Annotated in this window: 19 protein-coding genes; 8 read left to right on the plus strand and 11 right to left on the minus strand. The window is 56.3% G+C overall.

What is annotated here, in order from left to right:
• Position 1 precedes the first annotated feature (1 nt).
• From I9188_RS01850 to I9188_RS01875, 6 genes are all read right to left on the minus strand, one after another.
• On the minus strand, positions 2-1,228 hold the full coding sequence (locus I9188_RS01850) for an AAA family ATPase (RefSeq protein WP_209503745.1): 1,227 nt from the start codon (positions 1,226-1,228) through the stop codon (positions 2-4).
• Positions 1,228-1,875 (minus strand): TadE/TadG family type IV pilus assembly protein, encoded by a 648-nt coding sequence (locus tag I9188_RS01855; RefSeq protein WP_245220402.1) that lies wholly within the window; start codon positions 1,873-1,875, stop codon positions 1,228-1,230. The genes I9188_RS01850 and I9188_RS01855 overlap by 1 nt, the downstream gene beginning before the upstream one ends.
• Positions 1,872-2,369, minus strand: coding sequence for a TadE family protein (locus I9188_RS01860; RefSeq protein ID WP_209503746.1), 498 nt, complete (start codon positions 2,367-2,369; stop codon positions 1,872-1,874). The genes I9188_RS01855 and I9188_RS01860 overlap by 4 nt, the downstream gene beginning before the upstream one ends.
• A 13-nt stretch (positions 2,370-2,382) precedes the next feature.
• Entirely contained in the window at positions 2,383-3,921 is a 1,539-nt protein-coding gene (locus I9188_RS01865) for a Tad domain-containing protein (protein ID WP_209503747.1), read from the minus strand.
• 8 nt (positions 3,922-3,929) lie between these two features.
• On the minus strand, positions 3,930-4,889 hold the full coding sequence (cpaB, locus tag I9188_RS01870) for a Flp pilus assembly protein CpaB (RefSeq protein ID WP_209503748.1): 960 nt from the start codon (positions 4,887-4,889) through the stop codon (positions 3,930-3,932).
• A 135-nt stretch (positions 4,890-5,024) separates the two neighbouring features.
• Positions 5,025-5,201, minus strand: a complete 177-nt coding sequence (locus tag I9188_RS01875) for a Flp family type IVb pilin (protein WP_209503749.1) — start codon at positions 5,199-5,201, stop codon at positions 5,025-5,027.
• A gap of 830 nt (positions 5,202-6,031) precedes the next feature.
• Here I9188_RS01875 and I9188_RS20350 point away from each other — a divergent pair.
• On the plus strand, positions 6,032-6,553 hold the full coding sequence (locus I9188_RS20350) for a helix-turn-helix transcriptional regulator (protein WP_209503750.1): 522 nt from the start codon (positions 6,032-6,034) through the stop codon (positions 6,551-6,553).
• A gap of 465 nt (positions 6,554-7,018) precedes the next feature.
• Positions 7,019-7,204, plus strand: a complete 186-nt coding sequence (locus I9188_RS01885; protein ID WP_209503751.1) for a hypothetical protein — start codon at positions 7,019-7,021, stop codon at positions 7,202-7,204.
• A gap of 236 nt (positions 7,205-7,440) precedes the next feature.
• Here I9188_RS01885 and I9188_RS01890 read toward each other — a convergent pair whose 3' ends face one another.
• Positions 7,441-8,487 (minus strand): hypothetical protein, encoded by a 1,047-nt coding sequence (locus tag I9188_RS01890; RefSeq protein ID WP_209503752.1) that lies wholly within the window; start codon positions 8,485-8,487, stop codon positions 7,441-7,443.
• Positions 8,488-8,696: 209 nt separating this feature from the next.
• On the opposite strand from I9188_RS01890, the gene I9188_RS01895 reads away from it, so the two are divergent.
• The 3 genes from I9188_RS01895 to I9188_RS01905 are packed head-to-tail and all read left to right on the plus strand — an operon-like array spanning position 8,697 to position 11,337.
• On the plus strand, positions 8,697-9,284 hold the full coding sequence (locus tag I9188_RS01895; RefSeq protein ID WP_209503753.1) for a PepSY domain-containing protein: 588 nt from the start codon (positions 8,697-8,699) through the stop codon (positions 9,282-9,284).
• A 38-nt stretch (positions 9,285-9,322) separates the two neighbouring features.
• A complete protein-coding gene (locus I9188_RS01900) occupies positions 9,323-9,982 on the plus strand; it encodes a response regulator transcription factor (RefSeq protein ID WP_209503754.1) in 660 nt (219 codons plus the stop codon).
• A complete protein-coding gene (locus I9188_RS01905) occupies positions 9,982-11,337 on the plus strand; it encodes a HAMP domain-containing sensor histidine kinase (protein WP_209503755.1) in 1,356 nt (451 codons plus the stop codon). Before I9188_RS01900 ends, I9188_RS01905 begins: the two co-directional genes overlap by 1 nt.
• Before the next feature lie 125 nt (positions 11,338-11,462).
• Here the strand turns inward: I9188_RS01905 and I9188_RS01910 are convergent, their stop codons facing one another.
• The 4 genes from I9188_RS01910 to I9188_RS01925 all read right to left on the minus strand — a co-directional run bounded on the left by I9188_RS01910 (position 11,463) and on the right by I9188_RS01925 (position 14,943).
• Positions 11,463-12,644 carry an ammonium transporter gene (locus I9188_RS01910; RefSeq protein ID WP_209503756.1) on the minus strand — a complete coding sequence of 394 codons (1,182 nt, stop codon included), beginning with the start codon at positions 12,642-12,644 and terminating at the stop codon, positions 11,463-11,465.
• Between the two features lie 210 nt (positions 12,645-12,854).
• On the minus strand, positions 12,855-13,322 hold the full coding sequence (locus I9188_RS01915) for a CinA family protein (RefSeq protein ID WP_209503757.1): 468 nt from the start codon (positions 13,320-13,322) through the stop codon (positions 12,855-12,857).
• Entirely contained in the window at positions 13,319-13,816 is a 498-nt protein-coding gene (locus I9188_RS01920) for a phosphatidylglycerophosphatase A (RefSeq protein ID WP_209503758.1), read from the minus strand. Before I9188_RS01920 ends, I9188_RS01915 begins: the two co-directional genes overlap by 4 nt.
• A complete protein-coding gene (locus I9188_RS01925; RefSeq protein WP_209503759.1) occupies positions 13,813-14,943 on the minus strand; it encodes a bifunctional 2-C-methyl-D-erythritol 4-phosphate cytidylyltransferase/2-C-methyl-D-erythritol 2,4-cyclodiphosphate synthase in 1,131 nt (376 codons plus the stop codon). Before I9188_RS01925 ends, I9188_RS01920 begins: the two co-directional genes overlap by 4 nt.
• 181 nt (positions 14,944-15,124) lie before the next feature.
• Here I9188_RS01925 and dusB point away from each other — a divergent pair, with 181 nt between their 5' ends.
• The 3 genes from dusB to I9188_RS01940 are packed head-to-tail and all read left to right on the plus strand — an operon-like array spanning position 15,125 to position 18,560.
• Positions 15,125-16,108, plus strand: a complete 984-nt coding sequence (gene dusB / locus I9188_RS01930; protein WP_280922351.1) for a tRNA dihydrouridine synthase DusB — start codon at positions 15,125-15,127, stop codon at positions 16,106-16,108.
• A complete protein-coding gene (locus I9188_RS01935) occupies positions 16,105-17,193 on the plus strand; it encodes an ATP-binding protein (RefSeq protein ID WP_209503761.1) in 1,089 nt (362 codons plus the stop codon). Before dusB ends, I9188_RS01935 begins: the two co-directional genes overlap by 4 nt.
• Positions 17,193-18,560: a response regulator gene (locus I9188_RS01940; RefSeq protein ID WP_209503762.1), complete on the plus strand. Its 1,368-nt coding sequence runs from the start codon at positions 17,193-17,195 to the stop codon at positions 18,558-18,560. The genes I9188_RS01935 and I9188_RS01940 overlap by 1 nt, the downstream gene beginning before the upstream one ends.
• Positions 18,561-18,565: the final 5 nt, after the last annotated feature.

Below are 18,565 nucleotides of genomic sequence, written 5' to 3' on the forward strand. Positions count from 1 at the left end.
ATTATGCAGTTTTTTGTGTGGCTGGCCGGGTGCCTTCGGACATGGACGCAGCCAGTTTCGTCAGGGCCTTGCCAAGGTCCGAATGCGGCTTCATGTCCACAATCGGTCGTCCCAGATCGACCGCGTTTCGCGCAATCTTGGGATTGTCCGGCAGCCAGTGCTTCAGTTTCGTTTCCAGCACTTTTTCGGCCTCGCGAACGTGTGCGGGTTTGATCAGCGTCTTCCGTTCGCGGTTCACGACGACCTCGACGGGCAGGGCCACGTTCGCCTCGCGATAGAAATCGATCAGGCGCCGGGTCTGGCGAACGCATGGAACCGTCGTGTCAGTAACCAGCGCCAGTTGGTTCGCGCGTTTGAAAATGGGTTCGACCCATTCCACAACGGCACAGGGCAGGTCGATGACAACATAGTCGTACCGGCGCTGAAGCAGGTCGAGCATCCCCTCGATCAAGCCCGGTCGTATGGATTGAAGCGGAACCAGCGGCGCGGGCGCGCACAACACATCAATGCCGAGCGTATGGTTCTGAAGGATCGATGTCAGGAAATGATCATCCGGCTCTTCCTGGTTTTCGATGAGCTGGAGGCATCCCCCATTATCTTCAAGATCCAGAAACACGTTCGCGTTTCCAAATTGCAGATCGAAATCCAGAAGCGCGACGCGGCTTTTCGCCTTTTTCCTAAGGAATGATCCTTTTCCGCCCGCCAGCGAGCAGGCAAGGTTTACGGCGACCGTCGACGCTCCGATCCCACCGCGGGATTTAGCAACCGGGATCACTGTACCAAGGGCAGAGGGGCCATTTTGAATGTATCCTTGCGGAAGTGATCGGGACGAGATTTTTTCTGCAACTGCGGCTTTCAGCCCATCCTCGTCAATGGACAGGGGCAGAACCTCGTCAATGCCGATTTTCCGCAACTCGCGGGCGACCGAGATCGAAACGTCATTCTGCGTCAGCGCGACAAACAAGGTGTCGTCTTGTCGATGGGTCAGCAGGTCTTTGACAGCCAGAACCTCGCCCGCGTCGCAGGGGTCGATTTCAAAAATAACCAGGTCATGCTTGAATGCCAGATTGCGCGCCGTGCCGTTCAACGCTTTGAACGAACCCGCATTCTCTGAGATTTCATTATTTTGACCGGCGGGAAAGGCATTGGCGACCACCTGAGCGACGGTTTCGCTTTCAGATACAAGCATGACAGAATGTGAATTGAGATTGGAAACGTTCTTAACCATTAACCTGACTCTCCTGATGCCAGGTCTTCGGCAGGCAGCGAAACGCTGAAATTGGAAAACCCGGCTGTTGAAGGAATTGTGCTGCTGGTCGCGCCCGCGGCATTTGCAAGCGCGGCCAGCGGCGACACGAACTGAAAATCATTCAGGTTCAGCTCAACCGTGACCATGGGTGTGTAAGGGCCACCCAGGAAGCCCAGATTGGAATTGAAGTCATAGGAAAACTGCAAGGCGTCAATCGTCGTGCCGGGGGGCAGCAACGGGTTGATGCGCCCCCAGATTTCAGATGCTGTGGTGTTGGTAGCGTCACCCGCACAAGGTGGCGTTACCGGGTCGGCACACACGCCAGTCGACGCATTGCATGGGGTGCCAAAGCGAGGGGACAACGCGGATGTTCCCCGCGTGTGGGTCTGTGGCACACCCGGACACGCCGGAGGGCGCACCACAGCGATGCGCGCCGCCAGCTGTGCCGCCTTCTGCGCGTTCACTCCGCTGTATGACAGCCGACCAAAGTCCAGCAATGCCAGGAACAGGAAGGAAAACAAGGACACCACCACGGCAAATTCGACAAGAACCCCACCATTTTGGTCGCGCATCATCTTGTCCGCGACCTGGCGCCAGATGGCGCGATTATTCCGCAACCTTGTCATTGGCCAAATATCCGCGATGTGTCAGCGACGTCGGTGGTTATCGATGACGCGCCGCTGCCGAAAAGCTTCAGTATGCCCCCCAACGGGAACTGAACGGTGATATTGGCGCTTACCTGACCGACGGGCGCCGGGTTCATGCGATACGTGCCGGACACGCAGGATAGGCTGGGTGTTACCGAGTTGACGGTTATGCTGGGCGGAAACAGGCTGTTGCCATGAATGTCACGCTCGACGATCCCTTTCAGAGTTGTGCTGAGCCCCGCGACTGTTCCGCCAGACGAACAGATATCCGAGGGCGTGACGCGCGACATATAGCGGCTGGCATCCCGGACACCGGCAATGACCGACTGGTACGACCACATAAGGCGTGCGGATTCCAATGTCACCGCCAACAGCAGCAGCATAATCGGCATGACGAGGCCGAACTCGACAAGGATCGCTCCATCGTCGCTTTTGGCGAAGCGCTTGAAAGGGGATTTGAGGCGAATACACATGAACCCTCAGCCCCTACCGATACAACTGTACGACGTCGCGAAAGATGCCGCCAAACCCGTTGCCGCCGCTGCCAACGCCGGTCACATCGGGGAAACCGACGACCTCTCCGTGGATGTCGAAACTGGGGGGTGAGCCACCGTCATCACCGACCGGTTCAGTCAGGAACACGGCAACAAATTTGGTGACCGGAACCCCAGTTGTCGAACCAGATACTGGGTTCAGCGCGCAATCAATACCGGCAGCTGTTACAACGCGCCGTGCCGGGTCGTTGGACATCTGGCTGGAACACATTGGACGGCCGGTTTCGGCAAGTGAAGGGTCAAGAATGGAATTTGCGTTCGGTGCCGCGTAGGGGTTCGTGTTCCCGTAGGCTATTTCCCTCAGATACATTCCATACCGCGTCCCGGAAAAAACGGTATCCGACCCGGACAGTGGTGGCAGATGTGTGTCGCTGCCGATGCCGTCGGCAATCCCATCTGCCAGATCGTGGTTTCGATTAAGGTACCCGGTTCGATCCCAGTTGCCGTCACCGAAACGGTTGTTTCCACCGCAGGTGCCTGCCGTCATGCACAGATCGCGCCCTAGGCCGGTTGTATCAGGGGTCGTCTGTTCATTGCCCTGAATGCAAGCGCCGCCACCGTTGCTTTCAATCCCCTTAATAACATTCGGTGCGGGCGCGAAATCGATATTGTTCTTCTCACCGTTGAGAACCGAGCGGTAGATGTCAAAGCGGACGTTGAACGCAGCATTGGTAATGCCGTTTTTCTGGCCGGGTTCGGTGTTCAGACCATTGGTCAGAACACACTGGGTGATCTGGCTTTGCGCCGCGATCAGACAGGCCAGTTTATTGCCCCCTTCGTCGGCACATACGCCCGAGCTGTCTTGAAAATTCGCCAGATCAATAAAGCCGAAGTTACCCGGTCCCCAGGCCGTTCCGTTGCCGCCACTGCGCAACAGAATCTGGTCGCCCACAGTCAAAGTGGATTCCCAATTCGGGGGCAGGCAGAACATCAGGGGTGAGATATCGCACGCCGCTTTCGAGTATCCGGCCACTGCCTCGGCTGAAACGCTGGCAGCAGAAAACCCAGCCCCACCAAGCATTTTGTCCAGCGCCGAAGCCAGGCTCATCGTCAGGGACTTGGGTGTCAACACGATCTGCGCGAACCTGGCCTTCCGTGGATCGGTTGTAAGATCTGCGCCAAGCGGGGTCAGATCCGATGCCGGAAGCGCCGAGTGAAACAGGAGAGTATAATCCGAAGATCCTGAAAGCGTGGTCGCCCCGTTCGCGAATGTCTGGCTATCGCTGACAAGATTTGCTGCTGCATTTGTGGCGCGCGTAATCGCGTCCGGTTGGCCGTCCAACTCTCCTGCTGCGGCCAAAGCTACGTTGTCGGCGAATGACTGAAGCTCTGCATGTGTCGAATTCAACCGGCCAACGTCCAGTGTGATCGCAAAAAACCCGAGGAATGCGACCAAGGCAGTGCCCCACAGGATCGCGACGGTGCCGTTCTCCTCTTGGGCGAATGCGGATATGATGGCGCGTGTTTGCATGGCTGAACTTATTGGCTAGGTGTCTGACTGACTTTGATTGGGCGAATGCGGGGTTTGACGCGTGGCGTCGTGGATGCCGGCGCAAGCTGCGCATCTTTTTGGGTATCAGGTTGCAATTCGGCGGCGGGCGCAGTTTCTGTTGCCTGTTCCGCTTCTTCCTGTTGCCGCTGGATGGTCACAACCTCGGTCTCGGTTCCCCGGCGCAGCTTTACAGTGGGTTGAATATCAACCTTTTCTACCGGCCCTTCCTCCTGCAACAGGTCGCGCAGGCGAACCATCTCCATGGGTTCATCCTCGACGCTGTCCAGGGTGCGCAGTGTCAGGCTCAGGGTTCCGGCCTTTTGAGCCAGGGCCAGACGTTGACCTTGCTGCGGGGTCACTTCCACCGTGATTGTGCGGGCGACCTCCGGCTGATCGCTTAATTCTTCCGACTGCTGGTCCACGCCAATGACGCGAATATTCTGCAAGATGGTGACCGCGCGCAGGTCCTGCTTGGCACCTTGGGTCAAGACGATATCAACGTGATCGCCCGGGGTAACAAAACCGCCCACGGCCGTTACAGCATCGACCTCGATCGCCATGGCACGTGTGTTTTCCCCCAACTTCTGAACAAGGGTGACTTTTTCACCAAAGTTAGAAACCTTGGAAAGAAGCATTACTTCGCCGGGATAGAACCGACCCTTGGCGCGCCGCAGCTGACGGCGATTGTTTGGAACAAGTACATCGATGTCCGTGAAAACTCCGGCCGGGAGCGCCTCGCGCGGCCAGGGGTGAATTGTGACGTCGTGCGCTTCGATCGTTTGACCAAAAGCGATTTCTGATCGGGCCACGTAGATCTCAACCAGATCGGCATCTGGCGAGATACTGGCAGTGCTTGTCTTAAACTGAATGTGATCCTTCGCCAGGTAAACGGAACCGGACGCTATCGCAATTCCAAACAGTGTAGAAATGATTGGCCTGATACGCATCACTCTCTCCAACAATTACGTTCTGAAATATGGAACTTCGGTCGTCCTGCTTTCGCGAAATTCCTGGCGGTGAACTCTGCGCCGCAACAGTGGCGCGGCGGCACAGAGCTCTGTATTTTGGTAAGTGTGTTTGGGTCAGCAGGTCGCGCTACCCAGAGCAGCGCATGCACCAGTCACATTTGTGTTGGTAGTGGTGCCCAGGTACGAGAATGCGCCAACTGCAATCGACGCCACGACCAAAAGAGCCAGGCCATATTCGACAATTGCCGCACCGCTTTCATTCTTAACGAACTTCTTCATGAATTTAGTCATTATTTCCCCCAAATAGGTTAGACGTTTTCAGCGCTCTGTATTTCTGAGCGCAAGCCAGGCGAAAATGCATTAGCTCGGGGATCAGAATAGGTTCGGGGGATTTAGGTGCCTTCCTTCAAAGGTAAGTGAAATACACTCTATAATTGAAACATGCTAACAAAAATGCTCTTTGGGGCGAACACTTTTAACCCTGAATTAACAACATATTAACAAATTCCGAATCGCTTATTTTCGGAAACAATGAGAGGCGTGGGATCGGAATTGTGAGCGAGACGGGTGTTGATTTCTGCTGACTGACTAGGCGTTCACTGGATGGCGACGCGAGGTTTAGTGATGATGAATTTAAGAAAAATATAATAAAAACAAATAACTATTTTGCACTCGAAGACTTTGCCAAAAAATATTGCCCCGCAGACAAGCTGATAATTCCGATTGCTGAGACTACCTGAGGGGTTCAAATTTGTTGTTGTAAGCCGAACCTGTTTGTTGGGTCGGTCTGTTTTGTTGAATGGTTAATTGTTATGAGTGTGAGTTTCTTAAAGAGCGCTCAGGCGAGGGAGAGTCTGAACTTCGTTGTTGAGTGGACTCAGGCCCTATGCGGTAATGGTTCCCTATCAAGGGCTGTAAATTGTTTAATGTGCCTGGTAAACGCTGATGCGGTTCTAATTGTCAGAACGTCCAAAAAGGATAGGAAAGCCAAGCATATTGCGCGCTGCTGCGTCCAGCAGGGAAAAATCTGGCCTTCACAGCCGCATACACAGGCAGAGTTGGTAATTGGGGATAGTATATCAACTGCGAAACCGGGTTCTGTATGGAAACTATCAGATCTGGTGTTTTCCGACACAACATCAATGACCCACAATCGGCTTCAAAGGCCTGAAGGGCTGGTGGAGGTTATACTAATTCCGCTGGACGTAACTGGGGTGCAAGTCGATTACATTGAACTGCATTACAGTATCCGCCCGCAGGCCTGCGAACTGGATCTGCTAACTGCTCTGGCACCAACACTATCTTCTGGCTGGGGCAAACGTTTGCCCGGAACGGTTGCTGCCTGTTCCGAGGTTCTTCGGAGTCACCGGTCCAAATTCAACAGCAACAATCGCTTTGTCCCGATCCTTGATCCACACAATCCGGCCGACCTCAGCAGATGCGAGTTTCGGGTGTGCGCGATGATGAAAGAGGGAATGACTGTGAAGACGATTTCGGAGACTCTGTCTATTGGCCCGACAACAGTTCGTTCGCACCTAAGTTCCATTTTTTCCAAGACAGGGGCGACGAGCCAGGTCGAGCTTTTGCATCTGTTAAACCGAAACGTTGATGCTGACAGGGGTTTTGCTCAGATCGCGGGTTAGTTAACCGAATGTATTGCTACCGGGACGACCTGAAGACCGTTTTGGTTGTCAAGGGATCCATCCGCCGTCATGGTCACGCCCTTAATGGTGCCGCGCAGATCGAACAACCGCTGAACTGCGTCGCAATTTCGTCGGATGCCTTTTTTCGACTAGTCAGCTGCAATTTTGCCCCCTATTTCGGTGTAGGAAACCTGACTCGCTCGCCATAAACGTATGTCGCTTTTGCTTGGGTTAAACAACCTTACGGAGTAGGGAGAGAGTGCTTTATTTTTTTGTCCATCCAGCCTGATTGTATCTGTTGGCGAAATAATATCCTTTTTTGTTAATTACTTAGTCGTTGTTCATGATTTCGCGACAACATTAACATAATGTGAACAATGTATTCTCTGAGTGTTCAACTGGTTCGGGGCATACTGATCGCACAGGCCGGGCAAACCACGTCCGGTTGAATGGAAGGGGAACAGCATGATCAAGACTGCTATTGAGGTTGCGCCGTATGCATGTGCGACAATGCAACCCCAAGATCCCGTCATGAACGGTGAAGTTTCAAACAATACGAATTCGAGCAGCAGTCGCTTCCCTCCTATCGAAAATGCACTATCGGAAATTGTTAATAACAAGCGACTTGAAGAGGCGAACCGGGACTTCTGAAAATCAGAACGTCCGATAGGCTTCCAGATCAACAAGGTCAGGAAAATTAGAGCCCGCTCCGAAATGGAGCGGGCTTAATCTTTTTTCAAGTTCCAATGCCAACTTGCGAAGGACATACGTGCCAAGCACCCTGGTGGACCGGTATCTTTTTAAGAAAGTCGGGCCAGCCAAACGGCTGGTAAACACTTAGCTGGCCCGGTCTTTTGCCCACTTCCTAAGAACGAGGACAAAAGCCGTTAGCTATCCAGGCCAAGCATTGACTTTACAGCAGCCTCAACCTCATCGGTGACCGGTTTGTTCGCTGCGTCTTCCAGTGCCGCGCGCTCATCGAGTGACTGTTGCTCAACGGCATCTGCCAGGTCTTCGACGTCTTGCACGGCTTCCTCGTATTCCAAGGCGGCCTGTTTTTCGGCATTCAGGTTGTCTGCCGTGTCTTTTGAAGCCTGCAGATCATCGTTTGCTGCCTGAAGGGCGTCCTCGATATCAGGATCGGTGCCTCCCGCGTCGGCCAGCTGCTGTTCAAGATCATCAACGATGTCCTGCTTTTCCTGAACATCGGCCAGAGCATCCTCTAGGTCGTCGTTTATTTCTTCACTGGAACGATCTGGTGGAGTCATCTCATCCAGAAGCTCTTGTTTTTCAGCAAGTTCTGCGCGGATACTTTCGCCAGCCAGAACGGTATCGCGATAATTCGCAATGCGACCGACGCGCGAATTCGGGGAAGCGTTCTGAAGGGCCTTCTCACTTGCGTTGGCTGCGTTCAGTGCGCCTAGTTCAGATGGGTGGACACCCAGCGCAGCAGCCAGTTTATTCCCCTTCTTGCGGGTCTCGGTCAGTTCTGTTCCCTCGATCTGAACCTTAGGTTTTTTCGTGTGTGCAGCTGGTGCAAATTTGGTCTGAGTTTTCTTGGACTTCTTACCGGTAAACAGTTCTTTCAAAGAGAACGATTTTCCCTTCGAGGTTTTTGACTTCGAGCCCTTTGCGCCAGAGGTTGTGCGCCCTGACTTGCCGGCGGATTTCGAACCGCCACCTTTGGTCGCGCCATTACCGCCGCTGTTGCCTTTGCCCTTTCCGGCACTGTCGCTGTTTCCTTTGCCACCACCGTTACCACCGCCGTTTCCGTTACCACCACCATTGCCATCGCCGTTTCCTTTACCGCCGCCTTTGCCATCTTTTGCATAAGCCACGTCAGGAAATGCAATCGCGCCAACAATTGCGGTGGAGCCTAACATTGCGATTGCGAGTGCAGAGGCTTTCAGCAAGCCGGTCATATTGGTTTTCATAGCGTTCCTCGTAAATCGAAGGCGTGTTTCAGTGGTCCGACATAGTTTTCCAAGATTCGCACACAGGGAAACCGCTTGCCGGCATCAAGATCTGACAGGTGCTATCTAAACCGATCATCATTGAACCTACGCCAAACTGGTCGTTCATCCCCAGTTCATGTTGAAATCGGTAGATTGTGTAGGTGGTTGCGCGGTAAAGAGTGCCGAAGATGAGAAAGCTCTTAACCATCATGTTTCTTATTGTCTTTCTCCAGCCCGGAGAAGGCAATTCAGCCGTTCGTGAGCTGAAGCAGGCAGAGCTGCGCAAAGCGACAACGTCTGGCAACGCAATCCGTCTGCAAAAAGTCATCAAAGGGGTCGAGCAGGTCTTTGGCGGCACGCCCATTGATGCGCGTGCTTTTCAGGCCGACAAAGTTTACTACCGAGTACTGGTCAAAAAACCGAACGGGAAGATTGTCAGTGTTATTGTTAACGCAAAAACCGGCGTCGTCGTTTCCAACAGGTCCAAAATCGGAAAACAAATCTCGGAAGCGGCAAAATCTGCGCCTGGAAACTCGGCCAGTGCAAGATCTCAAGGCAAGTCTTCAGCCAAAACAAATGGCGGTCAAAGCGGCAATCGCGGGAACAGCGGTGGCGGTCGCGGCAACTCTGGTGGCAATGGCGGAGGCAACTCCGGAGGTAAAGGCGGCGGCAACTCCGGTGGTAACGGTGGTGGCAATGGCGGTGGTAACGGTGGTGGCAATTCTGGCGGCAACGGTGGTGGAAACGGTGGCGGCAACGGCGGTGGTAAAAAGTAATGGTTAAACTGCCAATCGCGCGCCTATAATTCCCAAGTATGAGAGTCTTACTGGCAGAAGACGAGCCGCACCTTTGCGAGCAGATCAAGAAACTGTTGAACGCTGAAGGTCGGGTCGTGGACATTGTGAACAGCGGCCTAGAAGCTTTGCATCTGGGCGCAACAGAACCTTATGACATGATCATCCTCGATATTGGATTGCCGGAACGCGACGGCATTTCAGTTCTGCGGGAATGGCGCAGTGCGGGTATCAAGACACCTGTGCTGATCCTCACGGCCCGCGATGGCTGGAGCGAAAGGGTCGACGGGTTGGACGCGGGCGCGGACGACTACATGACCAAGCCGTTCCATATGCCCGAACTGGCAGCGCGGGTCCGCGCCATTCTGCGGCGGCAGAGCGGTCAGTTGAATCCCGTCGTTGAAATGGGAAATGTTGTGCTGGACACCCGCAACGGGCGTGTAACGGCGGATGGTGTGCCAATCGACCTGACTGCGCAGGAACTGGCTGTTCTCACGTATCTCGCCCACAATGTTGGGCGTATGATTTCAAGGACCGAGCTGTCAGAGCATATCTACGAATACGACGGGGACAGGGATTCGAACACAATTGCCGTCTTTATAACCCGTCTGCGCAAAAAACTTGGCCCTGATCTGATCACAACGATTCGGGGCCGCGGATACATGATCGACTCCGCCTGATGTTATCCCTGCGTCAACGGGCTCTACTGGGGGGGACCGCGTCGGGTGCCCTTTCAGTGGGTGTCGGTACGCTGGCCGTGTTCTCGTTCATCAATGCCCGCGTTTCAGACAGGTTTGATACCGCATTGCTTGATCGTCACACGCAACTGGTCGTTGGGTTGAGCGTCACGACCCATGACCCGGATGCGCTGCGCGATTTGATGTTCGATCCAGCCTATGGCACACCGTATTCTGGCCGATACTGGCAAGTCAGCAACAGCGAAGGCGAAATCTTTACGTCGGCTTCCCTGTTCGACGGAGTCATCGCCGAACCCCCTGGCACCCCTGATGTAACGACGCTTTGGAATACTCGTGGTCCAGAAAACGAAGCTTTACGAGGAGCCTATCAGAAAATTACCTATGAGGACGGTACGGTCTGGGGGGTCAGCGTTGCCGAAAGTCAGGCCCAGCTTGTCGCAGAGCGTCACACTGCACAACAAAGCCTGCTTCCGGTTTTTGCGCTGGTCGGTCTGATCGGTGTCGTTGGATCGCTACTTCTGACGTCAATCATCCTGACACCACTCAGAAAGCTAAGGTCGGACGTGGCGCACCGTTGGGATCGGGACGAAGACCTTAAACCAGGTGATTATCCTGAAGAGGTCTCTCCTCTGGTCGAGGATCTGAACCAGCTCTTGCGCCGAAACCGGGAAATTGTATCGGGATCACGTCGTCAGGCGGCAGATTTGGCTCATGCCCTGAAAACACCTACCGCGATCATGCGCAACGAATTGTTGCTGTTGTCCGAAGCGGGAGGTTCTACGGAGACCGCTGTGGAAGCTCTCGACCGTATTGACGCGCAGCTGGGCCGGTCGCTTGCCCGAATGCGGGCGCTGAATACTGCGGACTTGACCCATTCTCGTACCGATCTGTCTCATTCGATTGATCGACTGGCGCGTCTGTTCACGACCATGGCCGAGCGCGAAGGAAAGTCATTGGAAATTGAACGCGACCCCGGTCTTTGGGTGCGAATGGACGCGCAGGATATCGAAGAAGTCTTGGGCAACCTGCTGGATAACGCGGTCAAATGGTGCAAATCCAAGGTCCGATTGACGGCTGGGAGAACCCGGAACGGGATTGAAGTTGTGATTGACGACGATGGTCCGGGAATTCCTCAGGACGCTCACCGCGAGGCACTGCGATCGGGGGGGAGGCTGGATACCTCTGTCTCGGGCAGTGGCCTTGGGCTGGCCATCGCGGTTGATTTGTTGAAGGCCTATGACAGTCGACTTGATCTGGGTGCATCCAACTCGCTTGGCGGTCTGGAATGCCGGATCGTAATTCCGAAGGGAACCAATGCGCATCCTGCGTCAGGCTGATCATTTGCCCTGAAGGTTCAGGGTGTTTTGGGTGTGTCGTACGTGGACAAGATGCGAAAACAAGAAAAGCGGACCCGTGACAGGTCCGCTTTTGCCCCTACGGGCGATAGGCAGCCAAGGTGGGCTTAGCTGCTCATGTCATAGGCCCGCTCACCATGTACCGAGAGGTCGAGGCCATTTGTCTCGGTCTCGGCGTTTACGCGAAGTGGTGTGATCAGTGCAACCGCCTTGATCAGAACTATCGTGACAGCTGCCGTAAAGACACCCACGATAACCAGCCCGCCCAACTGTGCGGTCCATGTGCCAAGGCCAAACACGGCGATCATGATGGTGCCGAAGATGCCTCCGACGCCATGTACCGCGAACACGTCCAGCGTATCGTCGATATTCAGCTTGTTGCGCACCAGACTGACGGCTTCCTGACACAGAACGCCCGCAACAGCGCCGATGATAAGGGCCTGAACCGGACCCACAAAACCCGAAGCGGGCGTGATCGAGGCCAAACCTGCAATTGTTCCGGTAACAAGACCCACCATCGAGGCTTTGCCAAAGCGGATGCGTTCCCAAAGCGCCCATGTCAGCGAGGCGGTTGCGGCGGACAGGTGGGTAACGGTCATCGCCATCGCAGCACCACCGTCCGCGGCCAGTTGCGAACCGCCATTGAAGCCGAACCAGCCGACCCACAGCATCGCGGCGCCGACCATGACGTAGCCGGGATTATGCGGCGGGGTCGTGCGGTTTCGGCGCGGGCCAAGGATGACGGCGATGATCAGGGCTGCCAGACCAGCGGTTTCGTGCACCACGATACCACCTGCGAAATCACGCACGCCAATGTCGCCCAAAATACCTCCATCGGCCAGCATGCCACCGCCCCAGATCCAGTGAACCACCGGCGCATAGCACAGCAGCATCCACAGCGCCGAGAAGGTCAGCACAAAGCCAAAGCCCACCCGTTCGACATATGCGCCCACGATCAGGGCTGGGGTGATGATGGCAAAGGTCATCTGAAAGGCAAAGAACAGGATTTCCGGTAGAGTGCCAGCAAGGCTGTCCACATCAACACCGTTGAGGAAAGCCTTGCCCAAACCACCCCAAAGCCCACTTTCACCGGGCCCAAAGGCGATGGAGTACCCGGCGACCAGCCACAGAATGCTCATCAAACAGGCAATGGCAAAGCAATGCATAAAAACGCTGAGCACGTTTCGGGCACGTACAAGCCCGCCGTAAAACAAGGCCAGCCCCGGCAACGTCATGAAAAGGACCAGAGCTGTAGCAACAATGATCCAGGCTGTATCGGCTCCATTCATGGGCCGCTCTCCTTTTCCCTGCATGGTTTCCCGGGCAGGTCATCTGACAACGCTCCGGGGTCGAGTGAGTGTATGTGCAGAGCCTTGAAGCGGAGGGCAGGTGAGGAAAAAAGAGGCAACACCCGAAATGAGCGCCCGTTTTGTCGCCTTTTGTTAAAGTGATGACAGTTTTGGCGGCTGTGGGCAGATAATGCCTAAAAATCGTGCGTGTTATGAAAGTCCAGTCAGAAGTAACGCCAGCGCATGGTCCCGCGCGGCGCGGCGCACCGCATCCCGCCCTTGCGCGCCAAACTCAATCGTTTCACTCCGGGTTTCCCGGCCTTCTCTGGCCAGTCCGAAACATACGCGCCCTTCGGGTTTAAATTCAGACCCGCCCGGCCCGGCAATGCCGGTAATCGCGACGGCAAGCTGCGCTTGTGAGTTGCGCAATGCGCCTTCGGCCATTTCGCGAGCGACCTGCTCGGACACTGCGCCGAAAGCCTCCAGGGTTTCTGCCAACACACCCAGCATGTCCTGTTTGGCCCTGTTGGTATAGGTGACAAAACCCCGATCCACGACAGCCGAACTGCCGGGTATATCCGTCAGGGCCGCAGCGACCATACCGCCGGTGCAGCTTTCCGCTGTGGCGATCATAACGCCCTGCGCTTTGGCGCGGTTCAGCAGGTCGGGCACGTTCATAGGCCCAAAACCCCGTGTGCGATGCCTGCCAGAACCATCACGCCAATGGCTGCGAGAATACCCGCAATCACGTCGTCCAGCATCACTCCCATAGGATCGCCGCGACGATCTGCCCAACCGACGGGGCCAGGTTTGGTGATGTCGAACAGGCGGAACAGGGCAAACCCGGCAACCCAACCGGGCCAGAGGGCGGTTATGTCGATCCCATGCGCCCAGGACGGATATGAGATCGCCCAGAGTGCAATGAACTGGCCTGCAACCTCATCAATAACGATTTCCGACGGGTCGTGATCGTCCTGACCGTCGGTCATCACGCGCGTGGCCCACAGGCCGCCTGCGAACACCACCAGTGTCGCGATTGCCAGCAATGGGAATCCCCCCAGCGTGTGCAGGCCCCAAGCCATCGGCAGCGCGGCCAGCGAACCCCAGGTGCCGGGGGCAGGGCGCATATATCCGACACCGCCAACGGTACCAATCAACTGCGCCGCGTTCATGATTTCACCAGACAGGCCGTCGCAATCGATGCGATGCCTTCACCGCGACCGGTGAAGCCCAGACGCTCGGACGTGGTGGCCTTGACCGAGACCTGATCGGCCCGCAAGCCCATGATTTTGGACATTTCTTCGCGCATGACAGCGGCGTGAGGGCCAATCTTCGGATATTCACAGACCAGCGTGCAATCCACGTTCGAGATGCGATACCCCATCTGTCCGGCCAGTTCGACCGCGTGACGCAGAAATATCTCGCTGGCGGCACCTTTCCATTGCGGATCCGAGGGAGGAAAATGCTGTCCGATATCGCCTTGCGCCAATGCGCCATAAATCGCGTCGGTTACAGCATGCATCCCGACATCCGCATCCGAATGCCCCTGCAACCCGCGATCATGGGGAACCTTCACACCGCAAAGGACCACATGATCCCCGTCGCCAAACCGGTGCACGTCATAGCCGTTGCCAAGTCTTACATCCATATCCATTCCCATGATGCGTTCCGCCCGGGCAAAATCCTCGGGGTGAGTGATCTTCAGGTTGTCCGCATCGCCCGGTACGATGCAGACATCTACCCCCGCAGCGCGTGCAACCTCAACATCATCGGCAGCACCGCCCGGATGCGCCGCATGGGCGGCGGAGATGGTGTCATAATGAAAGCCTTGCGGTGTCTGTGCAGCAAACAGGTTGCTGCGGTCTTGCGTGCCTGTCACGGCCCCGTCTTGTCCTGTCCACAAGGCATCGGTTACCGCCAGTCCGGGGGCTGCGGCCTGATGTGCATCCAATGCGGTCAAGACATCCTGAATGGTGCGCGACGAAACACAAGGTCGGGCAACGTCATGAATCAAGACGCGCGTCACTTCGAGATGTGTCAGGGCCTTCAAACCGTTGCGCACAGAACCCGCGCGATCCGTGCCGCCCGTCGCGAGGATCAGATCGTTGTTACGAAACTCCCCCCAGGCCAGAGTGTCTTCGTCGGATAAGACCAGAACGATATGGGCGACCTGTCCGCGGAACCGATCGATTGTCCAGTCTGCCACGCGGCGGCCTGCAAGGCTGCGCCACTGTTTTGGGACGTCGCCCCCGGCGCGTAGGCCGCGGCCTGCGGCGACTATGATGGCAGCTGTGGTCATGCCGGGCGCCCTCCATTTTGTTGCGTTTGTTTAGGCGGCGGTGATTGCAGAGGCAATCACCTATGGTCTTGTGATTAAAAAATAGGCATTTGATGGTTTTGCAGGCTTGTTGCGCGTCGTTTTGTTGTTCATATGCGCAGAATTCGATATCAGAACTGCAACTGCCCAAGGATTAAGCACGTTGACTTTGCGCTTCGCTGACAAACTCTTAACACCGCCGGTTTTGCTGGCCCCGATGGCCGGAATCACGGATCGCCCGTTTCGGGATCTGGTTATGCGCTTTGGCGCCGGCATGGTCGTCAGCGAAATGGTCGCCAGTCAGGAAATGGTGCAGGCCAAACCCGGAGTGCGGGAACGCGCCGAACTGTCCGCCGATGTGGAAAACACAGCTGTGCAACTGGCAGGGCGCGAGGCGCATTGGATGGCCGAGGCCGCGCGTCAGGTTGCTGATCGGGGCGCGCGGGTGATCGACATCAACATGGGGTGTCCCGCCAAGAAGGTAACAAATGGGTATTCCGGTTCGGCCCTGCTGAAAACACCGGACCACGCACTGACGCTGATCGAGGCCGTTGTCAGTGCAGTTGACGTTCCGGTGACATTGAAAACCCGTCTGGGGTGGGATGACACCCTGCTGAATGCCCCCGAGGTTGCGCGCCGTGCACAAGAGGCAGGCGTTCAGATGGTTACGATCCACGGACGCACGCGATGCCAGTTCTACAAGGGGCGCGCTGACTGGAGCGCGATCCAGGCCGTGAAACAGGCCGTGTCGATTCCGGTCATTGCGAACGGAGATATTGTAGACACAGCTGCCGCACGAACCGCTTTGGAACAATCTGGTGCAGATGGGGTCATGGTCGGGCGTGGCGCGCAGGGTAAACCCTGGCTTCTGGCGCAGATCAGTCACGACCTTTACGGGGCGGATGCGCCGGATATTCCGGTCGGGAATGACCTGATCGACATGGTGCGCACGCATTATCAGGCGATGCTGGGGTTCTACGGTGCCGATCTGGGCCTGCGTGTCGCCCGTAAGCATCTGGGATGGTATATGGATCAGGCCGCAACCCCTGCGCCGCTGCGCCGGGCGGTTCTGACGTCGCGCAACACGGATGATGTCCTGCGCCTTCTTGGGGATGCACTTGCCGAAACGGGCGAGGCGGCGGCATGAACTCCAACGCCAACATCTGGAACTCTTTGCCGGTTCCGGCTTTCATTATTGATGAAAACGACCGCATCGCAGATGTGAATTCGGCGGGCGAGGGGTTTTTGAATGCCTCGCGCCGGTCGGTAATCGGGCATCCGGTATGGGACCAGATCGCCGTTGACGCGCCGCTTGAGGAAGCATTCCTGCGCGCCCGGTCGCAAGGCACGCCACTGTTCGTTAATGACGTGGATGCGGGTTCTGGGAATCGTGCACCCTTGCAATGTGCGTTGCAAATCGCGCCTCTGGTCGGGCATCCGGGGTCGATGATCATGATCATATCGCCTCGTGAACTGGCGGGCCGGATGACCTTGGGCAACACGGTCAAGTCAGCGGCGCAGTCGGCGATTGGCATGGCCGAGATGCTGGCGCACGAAATTAAGAACCCACTGGCCGGGATTACCGGTGCAGCGCAACTGCTGAGCATGAATATTTCGTCACAGGATCTTGAACTTACAGACCTTATTGTGGCCGAAAGCCGCAGGATCGTGAAGCTTCTGGAACAGGTCGAGCAATTCGGCAACTTGCAGAAACCGGACCTCAGGCCGGTCAATATCCACGATGTACTGGACCGTGCAAGGCGGTCCGCGCTGCTGGGATTTGGCGCGGATATGACAATCATCGAGGATTACGATCCGTCATTGCCGCTGGCCTATGGCGATCCGGACCAGTTTCTTCAGGTGGTTCTGAACCTGCTGAAAAACGCATCCGAGGCCGCGGGGCCTCAGGGCGGAACAATCCGTCTGCGCACGTATTTCGAACATTCCTTCCGCCTGCGCCGAAGTGATGGATCGGGTCATTCCCTGCCGTTGCAGATCGAGATCATCGATGACGGTCCGGGCCTGCCCGAGGATATCCGCGGTGACATTTTTGACCCGTTCGTGTCTGGCAAGGAAAACGGCACCGGTCTGGGACTGGCGCTGGTCAGCAAGATCGTTTCCGACCATGACGGTTGGATTTCGGCCGACTCCGTGCCCGGCCGCACCGTTTTCAAACTGTCGCTGCGCCGCGCGCCGCGAGATGCAACAGAGCACAAGAAGGAGAGCACCTGATGGATGGCACCGTACTGGTTGCGGATGACGACCGCACTATCCGCACCGTTCTGACTCAGGCGCTGACGCGGGCCGGATGCAAGGTGCACGCAACGTCTTCGCTGACCACCCTGATGCGTTGGGTCGGCGAAGGCAAAGGCGACGTGGTGATCTCGGACGTTGTCATGCCCGATGGCAACGGTCTGGAGATGCTGCCGAAGATCGCAAAGGATCGCCCTGGATTACCGGTTATCGTGATTTCCGCGCAAAACACGATCATGACCGCGATTCAGGCGGCTGAGGCTGACGCATATGACTATCTGCCCAAACCGTTTGACCTGCCGGATTTGATGAAGCGCACGGCGCGGGCGCTGGATCAGAAGCAGCGCGCACAGCCGGAACCCATACAGGCAGGTGGTGAGCGTCCGGATGAGCTGCCGCTGGTCGGCCGCACGCCAGTCATGCAGGCTTTGTATCGGTTGGTCGCCCGCGTGATGAACACCGACCTGCCGGTTATGATCTCGGGTGAAAGCGGAACGGGTAAGTCGCTGATCGCCCGGGCAATTCACGACTTTTCGGATCGGCGTACATTGCCCTTTGTCACAGTCACCGCAGCCGACCTAAGCGATCTGGAGGGCCCGGCCCGCGTGATGGCGCGGGTGCGTGGCGGTACGCTGCTGATAGATGAAATCGCGGATATCGGCGATGAAATTCAAGCCCGCGTGGTGCGTATGATGGACACGCCCGGCGATCATGTTCCGCGTTTCATGGCAACCAGCCAGACAAACTTGACCGATGGAATGGAAAACGGCCGTATCCGTCAGGACTTGTACTATCGTTTGTGCGGGGCGACGATCCACGTGCCCTCGTTGCGTGAAAGGGTCGACGATATTCAACTGCTGGCCGAACATTTCCTGGCCCGGGAAGAGAAGGAAAGCGGAAACAAGCGGTGGCTCAGCCCGGAAGCGGTTGAGTTGGTGCGGCGCTATTCATGGCCAGGGAACGTCCGGCAACTGGAAAACGCCGTTCGCCGTTTGGGGCTGACCAGCCGGGCAGATGAGATTTCGAAGGCCGAGGTGGAAATGGTGTTGGGCAGCCAGCCTGAGGCTGCGCCGGTTCTGAGCGGCGGCGAACGCGAGAAGCTTTCAACCTCGGTCGAGCGTCACCTGCGACGGTATTTCGATCTGCACGGCAATATATTGCCGCCGCCGGGCCTTTATCAGCGGATTTTGCGTGAGGTTGAGGCCCCGCTGATCGAAATCGCATTGGATGCAACTGGTGGGAACCAGGCAAAATGTGCTGATTTACTGGGGATTAACCGAAATACGCTGCGAAAAAAGATAACAGATCTCGATATACAGGTGACACGGCGCCGCAAACTGATGTAATATCG

Origin of the sequence: Ruegeria sp. HKCCSA071, assembly GCF_017872555.1 — a bacterium.
GTDB lineage: Bacteria > Pseudomonadota > Alphaproteobacteria > Rhodobacterales > Rhodobacteraceae > Ruegeria.

Excerpts from the sequence above, each read along its gene's own strand:
- I9188_RS01850 (WP_209503745.1), bottom strand. The coding sequence starts at position 1,228 with ATGGTTAAGAACGTTTCCAATCTCAATTCACATTCTGTCATGCTTGTA.
- I9188_RS01855 (WP_245220402.1), bottom strand. The coding sequence starts at position 1,875 with ATGACAAGGTTGCGGAATAATCGCGCCATCTGGCGCCAGGTCGCGGAC.
- I9188_RS01860 (WP_209503746.1), bottom strand. The coding sequence starts at position 2,369 with ATGTGTATTCGCCTCAAATCCCCTTTCAAGCGCTTCGCCAAAAGCGAC.
- I9188_RS01865 (WP_209503747.1), bottom strand. The coding sequence starts at position 3,921 with ATGCAAACACGCGCCATCATATCCGCATTCGCCCAAGAGGAGAACGGC.
- cpaB (WP_209503748.1), bottom strand. The coding sequence starts at position 4,889 with ATGCGTATCAGGCCAATCATTTCTACACTGTTTGGAATTGCGATAGCG.
- I9188_RS01875 (WP_209503749.1), bottom strand. The coding sequence starts at position 5,201 with ATGACTAAATTCATGAAGAAGTTCGTTAAGAATGAAAGCGGTGCGGCA.
- I9188_RS01885 (WP_209503751.1), top strand. The coding sequence starts at position 7,019 with ATGATCAAGACTGCTATTGAGGTTGCGCCGTATGCATGTGCGACAATG.
- I9188_RS01890 (WP_209503752.1), bottom strand. The coding sequence starts at position 8,487 with ATGAAAACCAATATGACCGGCTTGCTGAAAGCCTCTGCACTCGCAATC.
- I9188_RS01895 (WP_209503753.1), top strand. The coding sequence starts at position 8,697 with ATGAGAAAGCTCTTAACCATCATGTTTCTTATTGTCTTTCTCCAGCCC.
- I9188_RS01900 (WP_209503754.1), top strand. The coding sequence starts at position 9,323 with ATGAGAGTCTTACTGGCAGAAGACGAGCCGCACCTTTGCGAGCAGATC.
- I9188_RS01905 (WP_209503755.1), top strand. The coding sequence starts at position 9,982 with ATGTTATCCCTGCGTCAACGGGCTCTACTGGGGGGGACCGCGTCGGGT.
- I9188_RS01910 (WP_209503756.1), bottom strand. The coding sequence starts at position 12,644 with ATGAATGGAGCCGATACAGCCTGGATCATTGTTGCTACAGCTCTGGTC.
- I9188_RS01915 (WP_209503757.1), bottom strand. The coding sequence starts at position 13,322 with ATGAACGTGCCCGACCTGCTGAACCGCGCCAAAGCGCAGGGCGTTATG.
- I9188_RS01920 (WP_209503758.1), bottom strand. The coding sequence starts at position 13,816 with ATGAACGCGGCGCAGTTGATTGGTACCGTTGGCGGTGTCGGATATATG.
- I9188_RS01925 (WP_209503759.1), bottom strand. The coding sequence starts at position 14,943 with ATGACCACAGCTGCCATCATAGTCGCCGCAGGCCGCGGCCTACGCGCC.
- I9188_RS01935 (WP_209503761.1), top strand. The coding sequence starts at position 16,105 with ATGAACTCCAACGCCAACATCTGGAACTCTTTGCCGGTTCCGGCTTTC.
- I9188_RS01940 (WP_209503762.1), top strand. The coding sequence starts at position 17,193 with ATGGATGGCACCGTACTGGTTGCGGATGACGACCGCACTATCCGCACC.